This window comes from Halorubrum salsamenti (genome assembly GCF_007671685.1).
Taxonomy (GTDB): Archaea; Halobacteriota; Halobacteria; order Halobacteriales; family Haloferacaceae; genus Halorubrum; species Halorubrum salsamenti.
Window position 1 is genome coordinate 24513 of sequence record NZ_VCNL01000002.1, and the last position, 12970, is coordinate 37482.

Genomic DNA, 12970 nt, shown 5'->3' on the forward strand with positions numbered 1-12970 from the left:
GGATCGCCGCCTCAGTTCGTTCGTCCGCCGTCGCCCACGGCGACGTTGCGCGCTCCCGACGCCGGCGGGTCGTCGATCGACTCCCCGCGGACCTCGAACTTCCGGAGCAGCGACCGGAGCCGCTCGGCCTGCTCGGCGAGCGACCCGGCCTCGTCGGTCGCCTGCGACATCGCGGCGAGCTGCTCGTCGGCCGCCGCGCCGACCGCGTCGGCCTCGTCGGCGGTCGACCGGCTGATCCCCGCGACCTCCTCCACCATCGACACCGTCTCCTCCGTGCTCGCGGCCTGATCGTCGGTCGCCTTGCTGATCTCGCGGATCCCGTCGTCGGTCTCCCCGGCGTTGGCCGCCACCTCGGCGAACGCGTCGGCGGCGTCCCCGACGGCGTCGGCCCCCTCCTGCATGTGCTCTTCGGCGGTCCGGACCTCCTCGACGGTCGCCTGCGTCTGCGCCTGCGTGCCGGCGATGAGCTCCTCGATCTCTCCGGCCGCCTCCTGCGTCTCCTCGGCCAGTTGCTTGACCTCGTCGGCGACGACCGCGAACCCGTCGCTCCCGCCGCCAGCGCCGCCGGCCCGCGCGGCCTCGATGTTGGCGTTCAATGCGAGCAGGTTCGTCTGCTCGGCGATGTCGCCGATGAGGTCGACGATCTCGCCGATGTCCTCCATCCGCTCGTCGAGGACCCGCACCTTCTCCGCCGTCTCGCCGATCGCGTCCCGCGACTCCCGGACGCTGTCGATCGCCTCGCTCGCGGTGTCCTGTCCCTCGTCGGCGATCGACGCCGTCTCCTGGGCCGCGTCGGCGACGGTCTCCGTCGAGGAGGCGACCTCCTCGATCGTCGCCGAGAGGTTGTTCATCTCGCCGGAGACCTGTTCCAGCATCTCGCGCTGGTCGTCGGCGCCCTCGGCGATCTCCTCGATGGACCGGCGCACGTCCTCGCTGCGCGCCTCGGCGGCGTCGACGCCCTCGACCGTCTTCCCGCCGGCCGCGGACACCTCGCCGGCGAACGACTGCACGTCCCGCATCGTCGCCTCCATCTCGTCCATCATCTCGTTGAACGCGGCGCCGATCTGCTCCATCGCCTCGCTCTCGCTGTCGGCGTCCAGCCGGACCGTGAGGTCGCCGTCGGCCGCGCGGTCCATCGTCGCGCTGTAGTCGTCGGCCTTCGTCTCGAGGTGTCGGTTCAGCCGTTCGACCTCCTCGCGGCGCCGTTCGACCTCCGCCTTCGCCGCCTCGACGTCTTGGATCTCCGCCTTCTGCTCGGCGACGAGGTCGAGCTGACGCTGCGCCTCCTCGCGGGACTTCTCGATGGAGTACCAGTTGACCATCAGCGCCGCCGCGAGCGCCGTGATGAAGACCGCGTGGATCCCGCCCCAGACGATCGGGTTCGCGATCGCGGCGGGGTGGTTGTAGACGAGGCTGGAGTCGATCAGGCTGAACGCGCCGTGTCCGATCGCCACGTACAGCATCCCCACGGCGAACGGGAGCCAGTCCTCGTACAGGGCGAGGACGGCGACGAACACGAAGAAGTGGAAGTGCGCCTCGATGTAGCCGCCGGAGAGCTTGACGAGCGCCATCGACACCGTCATCGCGCTGAACGCCGCCAGTACCGTCCGCTGGCGACGGCCGAGCCGAGACCAGTTCGCCAGCGCCGCGGTGCCGAGGACGAGGGCAGTGAACCCGCCGAGCATCCACGCCGGCGCCGCGGGGATCTCCGCGCCCGTGAACGGTTCGGTCCCCTCGTACAGCCCAAGCGCGATCAACAGCGGCACCTGCACCGCGATCGCGATCAGGACGTTTCGGTGTCGACCGCCCCACATCTCCTCCGGCATCGACGTCCCGTCCGGCACGTATCTGAGTACCTCTCGAACCTTCTCTATCGGTCCCGACGGACCGCTCCGCTCCGCTTTCGACGGGTCGTAGTTCCCTCCGCTCGACCCGACCGTTGACTCGGCCATGGTCGGGGATCGTCGTACCATTTAATAGATTACACCCTCCGAATATTACGCCTGATACCGTCGCTCGGCGCTCGAACGGTCCCGGAGACGCGAATGGGCGTTCTTGCGTCGGGTCCCCTCGGAATGGCGCCGATCTCCGGTGACCGTTCTCCGAACGGAACTCCGGACGCGGTCACGCTCGCGAGCCGTAGATAGTTAAAAACCGTACAGTCACACAAAAAGTACATTCTCTATACGATGAAAATAATTTATGTACCATCACGGAGTACCCGGGTTAAGGTGATGATAACCGTCACGTTGCTGAGACTGATTCGCGACACCGACGAAGATCTACTTAACCAGCTCACCGGTCTCACGGGGCTCGGATGGACCACGTCGGTGCTGGGGTATCTGAGTACCGTGATCGGCTACGGGAACGGTCTGATAAGCCGGCTCGTCGCCGAGCCGCAGTCGCTCCTGTACGTCGGCGGTAGCTTCTTCCTTCTCACGCTCGGACTCGACCGATTGCAGAGTAGAACCGTGGCCGACCAGGGCAGCGAGGAGGGCGGGGGCGAGTAGCGCCGCGCGCTCGCCTGAGCCGACGTATTTTATATCCCTCCGAACCGCGGTACGGCCGTGACGCTCGATCCGATCCACGTCGAGAACATCGCACAGCTCGCGTACGACATTGCGGGCGACGTGGACACGACCGATCACGACGACCTCGCGGGGCGAGTGTGGCGCGACTGGCTCCCCGAGCTCCGACGGGACGGCCGGGTCGTGATCGAACCCGTCGACGAGCACGAGCGCCGGCGGGCTCCCATCGACGACGCCGCCCTCACCGACCGCCCGTTCGAGACGGTCCACGGACTCGACTCGGGCACGATCAATCCGACCACTTTTAAGAACGGGCTCGTCGTCGACGTGGCTCACGCCGCGATGGCGAGCACGCCGAGCGACCTCGATCTCCACCGCGACCGGACGATCGTCGCGACCGTTCACGCCGGCGACTCGACCGCGAGCTTCGGCGGCGAGTGGCGCGAGCGCGACGGCGGTCACACCCGTCAGCGGGTGCTCCACGCCCCCCGAGTGAACCGGTACGCGGAGGGGGTCGTCCACGCGCTCGCCTTATACCTCGCCGAGGGGACTCACGCGCTCGACCACGCCGACGAGGTCGACGACCTGCTCGTACTCGACGGGCCGATCTACCCGAAGGAGCTGTTCACGTGGGACGACCGCAACCCCGAACTCGGCGCGCTCGCCCGCGAGGCGAAGCCCCGCGCCGTGGTCGAGAAATACGTCCGGCTGGTCGAGCGGTTCGTCGAGCGCGACGTGCCGCTCGCCGGCTTCGTGAAGAACCCCTCCAGCGGGACGATCGTCCGCGCGCTGGCCCGGAAGGGCGTCGAGCCGCCGTGGCCCGACGACACGGCGCTTTTCACCCGGCTCCTGGAGCGGCGCGAGGGCGACGGCCCGGCCGGTGGCGGCGCTCGCGGCGGCAACGCTTCCGCCGGTCGAGACGACCGCGTCGACGACGAGCTCACCTTCACCACGTGGTTCCGCAGTCGGGGCGGCGCCGACGCGACGATGGCCGCCGACGGCGACGCGCTCGGGATCGACCGCGCGCTCGACCCGGAGCTGTACGAGCCGGCGTTCATGGTCGTGTACGACCCCCGGACCGACGTGACCTACAAGCTGGAGGCGCCGTACGCGTTCGCCCGCGACCCGTCGGTCCGCGACCGACTCACCCGACAGGTCCTCGCCGACGTGGCGACGACGCGGGGGCCGCCGGAGGCGGTCGGCAAGGCCGACGAGCTGGCGCGGATCGCGGCGACGGAAAAAGCGGCGCTCCGCCGGAAGTTCGAGGAGCGCTTCGACAGCGACCAGCAGGCGACCTACGACGACCGACGGTGGGGGAAGGAGCCGTATTAAGCGGGGGCTCCGCTCAGCGAGGGGTCACAGCGCGCCCCACAGGAACCCCGCGAAGATGATCGCGTTGTACAGCCCGTGTGCGAACGCCGGGACCAGCACGTTCTCGGTCCACTCGTAGAGCGCGCCGAGGATCGAACCGAGGACCACCGTCACGCCCATGTACGCGGCTTGTTCGACGGCGGTGCCCTCGACGTTCCCGTGGAGCATTCCGAACATGAGGGCCGCGATGAGGATCGCCGGGGCGGCGTCGAACGAACGTCGGAGGCCGCCCTGGACGACGCCGCGGAGTAACAGCTCTTCTGCGGGCCCCACGACCAAAATCGAGACGGCGATCATCGCGGCGTAGTAGACCGCCGGGTCGCCAGCGGCGACCGTCGCCGGGTTCTGTCCGGTCCCGAACCCGAACTCGCGGAGCGTGAGGAGGAGCCCGATCTGGAGCCCGTAGAGGGCGACCGCGGACCCCACGATGAGCCCGACTTCCCGGAGCGACGGGAGCGAGACCGAGACGAGATCCCGTTGGTCGGTGATCAGGAGGTAGCCGACCACGGCCGGGAGGAAGCCGACGAAGCTGGCGACGGTCCGGAGGATCGTGAACGCGTTCGTGTCGGGCGCGACGACGCCGACGCCGACCGCGGCCGAGGTGGCCAGCTGGGCGATCAGGCTGGCGACGACGAGCGAGAAAACAAGTGCGAAAACGGCGCTCGCGGCGTGGGTCAGTCGATCGACCGGGACCGGGAGGTCGTCTGTCATCGGCGACAGTTGGGCGTACGGTGTGTTAGGCGCTCCGGAAGCGCACGGTGAGGGTGCCGGCCGAACGCCCCACTCAGGAGCCGGATCGAACGACCCCACTCAGGAGCCGGATCGAACGACCCCACTCAGGAGCCGTCGATCCGCAGCTCGCGCTTGTCCGCCACGGCGTCCGCCTCGGGGAAGTCCCCGCCGCCGAGCAGCCCGCGCGCCGCCTTCTTCCCCCACTCGACCGCGGGCTGGGTGAACGTCGAGACGCTCGCGAGCTCGCCGTACAGCACGCAGGCGGCCTCCATCTCGTACAGCAGCTCGCCGAGGTTCCGTTCGTCGACGCGGTCGATCTCGACCCGGAGGTTCGGGACGTCGGCCGCCGCGAGGCTCGCCTCGGTCGCCTCGAACTCGGCGTCGAGCAGGTCGCCGAGCGACGAGCCGCCGAGGTACGCCAGCCCGTCGAGGTCGGTCTCCGGAATCCCGGTGTCGGCGCGCTCGGTCGGCCTGATCAGCGAGACGAGCTTGTCCGGCGGGCCGGCGCGGTACAGCTGGAGCTGGGAGTGCTGGTCGGTCGCGCCGAGCGCGCGGGCGGGGGTCTGGCCGAGCCCGTCCTTCCCGAGGCTCTCGGCCCACAGCTGGGCGAACCACTCGGCGAACGTCTCCAGCGACTCCGCGTACGGCATCACGGCGTTGGTGAGCGCGCCGCGCTCGGCGAGCGCGTACGTCGCCGCGCCGTAGGCGTACGCGGGCGTCTCGAACAGCGACCCCGACAGGCTCTCCGTCCCGTCGCGTCCGCCCGCGAGGATCGCCTCGATGTCGTGGCCCTGCAGCGCCGGCACCGCGAGCCCGACCGTCGAGAGCGCGGAGAAGCGCCCCGGAACCCCGTCGGGCACGTCGAGCGCGGGGAGGTCGTGGGCGTCGGCGAGCGCGCGGAGGTTCCCCTCCTCGCCGGTCGTCACGAGGGTGCGCTCGGTCCAGTCGACGCCCGCCTCCTCCATCGCCTCGCGGACGACGAGGAAGTTCGCGAGCGTCTCCGCGGTCGTCCCGGACTTCGAGACGACGTTGACGACGGTGTCGTCGAGGGGGAGGCCGTCGAGCAGCGCGTCGACCGCGTCCGGATCGACGTTGTCGAGGAAGTACGCGTCCACGCCGCTTTCGAGGGCGTTCGCGAGCGTCGCCGCGCCGAGCGCGCTCCCGCCGATGCCGACCGTGAGGACCGCATCGGGGCGGTCGAACCGGTCGGTCGCCGCGCGGATCGCGTCCGGATCGGCCGTCTCCGGGAGGTTCAGGGCGGCGTAGCCGAACTCGTCGTCGGCCATGCCGCTCGCGATTCGCTCGTGCGCGTCCGCGACTCGGTCGTCGAGTCGCTCTAAGGTCTCCTCCGTGAGTCCCGGTGTGGTCTCCAAGGCGTTGCCGAGGTCGACGTGCATACCGGACGTGGGGACGACCGGAACTTAAGAATAGGTTTCTGAGGGATTCACTGCGGCGGCTCCGGCGGCCGCAGGTCGCGCTGGAACTCGTCGAACTGGTCGAGGTCGTCGGGAAGTTCGTACTCGATCTCGCGTTCGTCCTGTCGGTCGGGGAGACGGCCGTCCTCCAGCTCGTCGGCGGCCTCCTCCCACCCCGGCTTCACCCGGACGCTCCGGGCGGGGGAGCCGACGACGACGTGGTGGTCGGGAACGTCGCCCTGCACGACCGAGCGCGCGCCGACGACGCTGTTCTCGCCGACCCGACAGCCGGCGCGGACCATGGCGTCGTAGGTGACGCGGGCGTCGTCCTCGACGATCGTGTGGAAGTTCCGGACCTCGGTCTGGTCGACGAGGTCGTGGTCGTGGCTGTAGAGGTGGACGCCGTCGGAGACGGACGCGCGGTCGCCGATCGTCAGCTTTCCGCGGTCGTCGAGGTGGACGTCGTCGTGGATCACGACGTTGTCGCCGATCTCGATGTTGTGGCCGTAGGTGACGGAGATCCCCTTGAAGAAGCGGCAGTCGTCGCCGCACTCGGCGAACAGGTGGTTGCCGAGCATCTGGCGGAACCGGAGCGCGAACTCGACGTTGTCGGCCATCGGCGTGGCGTCGAACTGCCGCCAGAGCCACTGGAGGTACTTCGACTGTTGGAACCGGTCCTCGTCCTTCTCGGCGTAATACTCCGACTCCAGCGTGGCGTTACACGGGTCGTACCCCTGCAGGCGCACGCGCTCGGCCTTCGACACCGACTCGCCGTCCTGCCACGCCTCCCAGCTCTCGCGGTCGCCGTGGAGGTCGATCAGCGTGTCTCGAACGACCTCACAGGTGTCCTCCTCCGAGGAGAGCCGCTCATCCACCTCATCGATGAACCCTCGGACCCCGGCCTCCGCGCCGTCGGGCAGGGAGACGTGTCGCTTTGTCATCGTCACACCTTCGTCGCCATCATTCAAAGGGATTCGGTTGTACGACGTGTGCGTGCTTGGGCCGACCGTCGGGCGTGTCACCCGCGTCGCCGACGGTCACACCCGCGTCGCCGACGAATGCGACATCGAATCAGTTCCAGAGGGAAAGACACGCGAGTAATACGCAATTCGCGCGGGAGTGCCGTCTGACGTCCGGACTACTCACCGCACTTGTTATTGCACCAATATTTTTGTAACCGTTCGCTGTATTGACACGCGGTACCATATGCCAGAAGTAAAATTCGAGGTCGACGTCGACAGGCCGCCGGACGAGCAGCCGACAGCCAAACCGTTCAACCGGTGGCACCCCGACATTCCGGCCGTCGTGGAGGCGGAACCCGGGGAAACGATTCGGCTCGAAGCGCTGGACTGGACGGGTGGACAGATCTCGGACAACGACGATCCGAACGAGGTCAGAGACGTGGACCTCACGCAGGTGCATTACCTCGCCGGTCCCGTCCGTGTCGAGGGGGCGGAGCCCGGCGACCTGCTGAAAGTCGAGTTTCACGACATGGGGCCGCTGAACGACCGCTCCGAATTCGGCTTCACCGGAACGTTCTCCCAGCAGAACGGCGGCGGCTTCCTCACCGACCACTTCCCGGACGCCGCGAAGTCGATCTGGGAGATCGACGGGTACACCGTCTCCTCGCGGCACGTCCCAGACGTCCGATACGAGGGGAAGATCCATCCCGGACTCGCGGGCTGTGCGCCGAGCCAGGAGCTCTTAGAGGAGTGGAACGAGCGGGAGCAGGAGCTGATCGACAAACACGAGGCGGACCCGAGTTCGATACCGAACCACCCGACCGGAGAGGCGGAGCCGGGCGTCGCGAACCCGCCGACCACGGAGGGAGCACAGATGGGCGAGATGGACCCGGAGGAGGCGGAGGCGGCGGCCGAGGAGGCCGCGAGGACGGTGCCGCCGCGCGAACACGGCGGAAATCACGACATCAAGGACCTCTCTATCGGCTCGACGGTGTACTTCCCCGTCTACGTCGAGGGGGCGAACTTCGCGCTCGGCGACTTCCACGCCTCGCAGGGCGACGGCGAGATCACGTTCTGCGGCGCGATCGAGATGGCGGGCTACGCGGACGTGGAGTTCGACCTGATCAAGAACGGCATGGAGGAACACGGCGTCGACCATCCGATCTTCGAGCCGGGCCACCGCGGTCCCAACTTCGAGGACTACATCACGTTCTGCGGCTACTCCGTCACCGAGGACGGCGAGCAGCGATACATCGACTCGCACACCGCCTACCGCCGGGCGTGTCTGCAGGCGATCGACTACCTCAAGAAGTTCGGCTACACGGGCCAGCAGGCGCTCCACATCCTCGGGACGGTCCCGGCGGAAGGGCGCCAGAGCGGCGTCGTCGACGTCCCGAACGCGTGTTCGACGCTCGCGGTGCCGAAGGGCGTCTTCGAGTTCGACATCTCCCCCGGAAACCTGGACAACCGGGCTGACCGCGGCGACCTCGTCGTCACCGACGATCCGCTCGGGTGATCGGTGACGGCGGCGGACGTTCGTTCCGGGGGAATAGGAAGGGCCCGCTCGGGGCGGAGAGCGGGACCGACTTCGAGAGGCGCGCCGCGATCGACGCGATACGATCCGCGCCGCGATCGACGCGACACGATACGACATGGCATTCACGACCGACACGACAGAGGCATCGAGTAGCGAAGAGCGACCCGACGATCTGCTCGGCCCGGGAACGGCGATCGCGGCGACGCTCCGGAGTACGCTCGGACCGAACGGGCTGGACAAGATGGTGATCGACCGGAGCGGAAGCGTCGTCGTGACGAACACCGGCGCGACCGTTCTCGACGGGTTGGAGATCGACGCCCCGATCGGACGCGTGATCCGGAACGCGATTCAGGCGCACGCGCGACACGTCGGCGACGGGACCACCACGACGGCCCTGCTCGTCGGCGAACTCCTCGACGCGGCCGACGGGCTCGCCGAGCGAGGGCTCCACCCGACGTCTATCGTCGACGGGTACGCCAGCGCGGTCTCACACGCCCGCGACGCCCTCGACGAGCTCAGCGTCCCGGTCGATCCGGACGACGAGCGGCTCGGCGAAGTCGCGTCGACGGCGGTCACCGGCCGCTGGGACGCGGCCGCGACCGAGCGGTTCGCCGACATCACCGTCGACGCCCTGCGCGCGGTCGACTGCGACGCCGCCCGACTCACGATTCACGCGTACGCCGGCGGCGGACTGGCCGACTCCGAGCGGGTGAACGGGATCCTCGTCGACGTCGACAGCTCGTCGACGACGATCGACGGGTTCGGGACCGACGACCGCCGGGCGCTCGCCGATCCGACGGTCGCGCTCGTCGACGCCGAAGTGACGCCACCTCCTTCCGAGGCGTCGGGGACGGTGACGGTCCGGAACCCCGACGACCTCGCGGCCGTCAGGGAGCACGAACGGGCGGCCGGCGACAGGCTGATCCGATCGGTCGCGGACCGCGACGTCGACGTGCTCGTGTGTCAGAAGTCGATCGACGACGCGGTGAAGACCGACCTCGCGCGCGCCGGCGTGCTCCCCGTCGAGCGGACCAGACGCGACGAGTTCGACGCGATCGCTCGCGCCGCAGGCGCGACCGCGGTCGCCGCGGTCGCCGACCTCGATCGGGACGCGCTCGGGACGGTCGGATCGGTTCGCCGCCGGTCGGTCGGCGGCGGCGCCGTGATCGAGTTCTCCGGACTCCCGGGCGAGTCGCACGAGTCGCTGCTCCTGCGCGGCGGGACGCCGCACGTCGCCGCGGAGACGAAGCGGATCGTCGAGGACGGTCTCGCGGTCGCGCGCCACGCCGCCAGCGGCGGCGGCGTCGTTCCGGGCGGCGGCGCCGGTATGATGGCCGTCTCTCGCGCCGTGGCTGACCGCGCATCGAGCGTCGATGACCGGTCGGCGCTCGCGCTCGAGGCGTTCGCCGACGCGGTGACCGTGGTCCCGCGAACGCTCGCGAGGAACGCGGGCGCGGATCCGATCGACGCGCTGGTCGCGCTCCGCAACCGCCGCCACGACGGGGAGACGGCGGCCGGCGTCGCGCGCTCCGGCGCGGTCCGCGACATGTTCGACGCGGGCGTAGTCGAGCCGGTCGCGGTCCCCGCGCGCTGTCTCGAGACCGCGGTCCGGACCGCGGGGCTCGTGTTGCGAATCGACGAGACGCTGGACGCGGAGCCGATCGACGGATCCGAGGTCGACGGCGACGGACGCCGCGGACACGCTCACGGCGGTGACGACGGCCACGGTCACCGAGGCGGCCACACCCACGGAAGCGGCCACACCCACGGCGGCGAACACGGAGGCGGCGGCCACGACGGGGGGTACCCGTGGGCGCTGAGCCACTGACCGGGCCGCATCACGCTCACGGACGGCCTTATAAATCCCTCCGCGATCCCGCCGCGTGAGGGAGACCGCACCCGCTAAGTGTCCCGATCCCGAAGGCCGGGTATGCAACACCGCGAACTCGGGAACTCCGGCGTCGAGGTCTCGGAGATCGGTTTCGGCGCGTGGGTCGTCGGCACCGACTGGTGGGGCGACCGGTCGGACGAACAGGCGGTCGGGATGGTCGAGGACGCGCTCGACGCGGGCGTCACCTACGTCGACACCGGCGACGTGTACGGCCACGGCGACAGCGAGGAGATCATCGGGAAAGCGATCGACAGTCGCCGCGACGAGGTAACGCTCGCGACGAAGATCGGTTACGACTTCTACAACAACCCGCAGGCCGGTCACGGGGAGCTCCCGAAGGAGCTCGACCGCGAGTACCTCGAGACCGCGTTCGAGCGCTCGCTCGACCGGCTCGACACCGATTACGTCGACCTGCTCCAGCTTCACAACGCCAACGTCGACGACGTCACGCCCGAGGTCCGGGACCTCCTCGCCGAGTGGAAGGATTCGGGACGCGTCCGCGCGCTCGGCTGGGCGCTCGGCCCCTCCATCGGTTGGCTCGCGGAGGGCGACGCCGCCGTCGAGTACGAGGAGTTCGACGCGGTCCAGACCGTCTTCAACCTCTTCGAGCAGCAGCCCGGCCGCCACTTCGTCGACGCCATCCGCGAGTCCGGCTCCGACACCTCGGTGATCGCCCGCGTTCCGCACTCCTCGGGCCTGCTCAACGAGCAGGTGACGCCGGACACGGTCCTCGAGGACGGCGACCACCGATCGCATCGACCCAAAGAGTGGTACGAGACCGGCTGGGAGAAGCTCGAAGCGATCCGCTTCCTCGAAGACCCCGACGGCGTCGAGGGGACCCGAACGATGGCGCAGGCCGCGATCCGCTGGCTGCTCGCGCACGACGAGGTCGCCTCCGTGACGCCGACGTTCCGCGACGGCGACGACATCGCCGAGTGGAGCGCGGCGAGCGACGTACCGTCCCTCTCTGACGCGGAGTACGACCGCGTCCAGGAGCTGTACGCGCGTAACTTCGACATCGACCGCGACGACGGGATGGACGCGCTCCGGACCTCCGTCGACGGCGAGGACATCGAGGCCGCCGGCCTCGACAAGCGCGCCGCGTCGTACTGAACGACCGACCCCCCCCCGTTTCCCGTCGAGACCGCCGGACTGCGAACCCTCTGTGGCAGCACTGTCCACTTTCACCGTACTCTGTCACACGTTACCATAGCTCGCCGGTTTCACCCGGCTCGTCGGCGTCACCACAGCCCGACCCACGCACGACTGCCGTCGGTGCCGCGATGCTCGGGGACGGGGAGCGCCGCCGCTCGCGGTCTCAGAAGTGGTGGCTCGGTGGAAAACCCTCGTCACAAGGGGCTCAGTGGGGGTAACACGTCGTCATGGCCACCGTCTGCAGCGTGGCAGTCGTCGGGTATAAACCTCCCGCGATGGACCGGCGTGGCTCGGATCGGCTCGGTCCACGGGACGGCGGCTCAAAGCCGGGGTTCAAAGCGGCGCGACGACCTCGTCCGCGAACGTCTCCATCGCCGCCTCCGGATCGTCGCCGCGCAGGCCGACGACGACGTGATCGACCCCGAACTCGTCGAGCCGCCGGAAGTAGTCGCGGAACCACTCGACGCCGGCGCGGTAGCCGAGGTGGAGGTGTTCGGGCTCTGCGGTCGGGTCGTCGTCGAACTCGACGCCGACGGCGATGGCGAACGGCTTCGCGCCGGCCAGCTCGCGCCACTCCGCGACGTAGCTCCGGAGCGTCTCGTCCGGGAGGTGATAGAACAGCCAGCCGTCGCCGTGGTCGGCGATCCACTCGGTCGACTGCCGCGCGTTGCCCGTCGGCAACACCGGGAGCGTCTCCGTCGTCGGCTTCGGGAGCACGTCGAGGTCGCCGTCGAGCTCGCCCCACTCGCCGTCGATCTCGGGGAACTCCTCCCGCCAGCACGCGCGCATCGCCGCGATCCGGTCGCGGACCATCTCCCCCCGTCGCTCGGGGTCGACGCCGAACGCCGGGTACTCGGGGTCGCGGTCGCCGGAGGCGACTCCCAACACGACCCGTCCGTCGGAGAGTCGGTCGACGGTCGCGGCGGATTTCGCGAGGTGGATCGGGTGCCGGAGCGGGAGGACGACGCTCGACGTGCCGAGCGCGATCTCGTCGGTGTGAGCGGCGGCGTGCGAGAGCAGCGCCCACGGGTCGAACGCCCCGCCGGCGTCGCCGAACTTCGGCCAGTAGGTCGGCACGTCCCGCGCCCACAGCCCGTCGAAGCCGAGACCCTCGGCGCGCTCCGCGAGCCGGACCTCTTCGGCGGGGTCCGGCGTGCCGCGCCGCTCGCCAGTCAGTGGAAATCCGAGTCCGAACGTGAGTTCGGAGCGGCCGAACAGCCGCCGGAAGCCGGCGTTGGCGTGGTCGGGACGCTCCCGCGCGTCGGGGTCGGTCATTGCCCCGTTTCCTCGCCGGAGCCGTATCGGTGTTCTGCTCGGCGCGTCGCTCGTCGTCGCGCTCGCGCGGCGATCGACGCGCCGCCGAACGCCGCCCCTGCGAG

At 69.5% G+C, this 12970-nt stretch carries 10 protein-coding genes; 5 read left to right on the top strand and 5 right to left on the bottom strand.

Annotated elements, in window-relative coordinates; all coding sequences use genetic code 11:
- Positions 1-11 precede the first annotated feature (11 nt).
- Positions 12-1952 carry a methyl-accepting chemotaxis protein gene (locus FGL94_RS04740; protein ID WP_241659132.1) on the bottom strand — a complete coding sequence of 647 codons (1941 nt, stop codon included), beginning with the start codon at positions 1950-1952 and terminating at the stop codon, positions 12-14.
- A gap of 282 nt (positions 1953-2234) precedes the next feature.
- Between FGL94_RS04740 and FGL94_RS04745 the strand changes: the two genes are divergently transcribed.
- Positions 2235-2510 carry a hypothetical protein gene (locus FGL94_RS04745; RefSeq protein ID WP_144921497.1) on the top strand — a complete coding sequence of 92 codons (276 nt, stop codon included), beginning with the start codon at positions 2235-2237 and terminating at the stop codon, positions 2508-2510.
- 57 nt (positions 2511-2567) lie between these two features.
- Positions 2568-3860 (top strand): DNA double-strand break repair nuclease NurA, encoded by a 1293-nt coding sequence (locus FGL94_RS04750; RefSeq protein WP_144921499.1) that lies wholly within the window; start codon positions 2568-2570, stop codon positions 3858-3860.
- Between the two features lie 24 nt (positions 3861-3884).
- Here FGL94_RS04750 and FGL94_RS04755 read toward each other — a convergent pair whose 3' ends face one another.
- The 3 genes from FGL94_RS04755 to FGL94_RS04765 all read right to left on the bottom strand — a co-directional run bounded on the left by FGL94_RS04755 (position 3885) and on the right by FGL94_RS04765 (position 6987).
- Positions 3885-4610, bottom strand: a complete 726-nt coding sequence (locus tag FGL94_RS04755) for a CPBP family intramembrane glutamic endopeptidase (protein WP_144921501.1) — start codon at positions 4608-4610, stop codon at positions 3885-3887.
- 125 nt (positions 4611-4735) lie between these two features.
- Positions 4736-6028, bottom strand: a complete 1293-nt coding sequence (locus tag FGL94_RS04760; protein ID WP_144921503.1) for a glucose-6-phosphate isomerase — start codon at positions 6026-6028, stop codon at positions 4736-4738.
- A gap of 47 nt (positions 6029-6075) precedes the next feature.
- On the bottom strand, positions 6076-6987 hold the full coding sequence (locus tag FGL94_RS04765) for an acyltransferase (protein WP_144921506.1): 912 nt from the start codon (positions 6985-6987) through the stop codon (positions 6076-6078).
- Between the two features lie 265 nt (positions 6988-7252).
- Between FGL94_RS04765 and fmdA the strand changes: the two genes are divergently transcribed.
- The 3 genes from fmdA (at position 7253) to FGL94_RS04780 (ending at position 11549) form a co-directional block, all read left to right on the top strand.
- Positions 7253-8524: a formamidase gene (gene fmdA, locus FGL94_RS04770; RefSeq protein WP_144921508.1), complete on the top strand. Its 1272-nt coding sequence runs from the start codon at positions 7253-7255 to the stop codon at positions 8522-8524.
- Positions 8525-8660: 136 nt separating this feature from the next.
- Complete coding sequence (locus FGL94_RS04775) at positions 8661-10373, top strand: TCP-1/cpn60 chaperonin family protein (protein ID WP_144921511.1); 1713 nt, start codon at positions 8661-8663, stop codon at positions 10371-10373.
- Between the two features lie 102 nt (positions 10374-10475).
- Positions 10476-11549 (top strand): aldo/keto reductase, encoded by a 1074-nt coding sequence (locus tag FGL94_RS04780; protein WP_144921514.1) that lies wholly within the window; start codon positions 10476-10478, stop codon positions 11547-11549.
- Positions 11550-11924: 375 nt separating this feature from the next.
- Here the strand turns inward: FGL94_RS04780 and FGL94_RS04785 are convergent, their stop codons facing one another.
- Entirely contained in the window at positions 11925-12866 is a 942-nt protein-coding gene (locus tag FGL94_RS04785; protein ID WP_144921517.1) for a TIGR03571 family LLM class oxidoreductase, read from the bottom strand.
- Between the last annotated feature and the right edge of the window lie 104 nt (positions 12867-12970).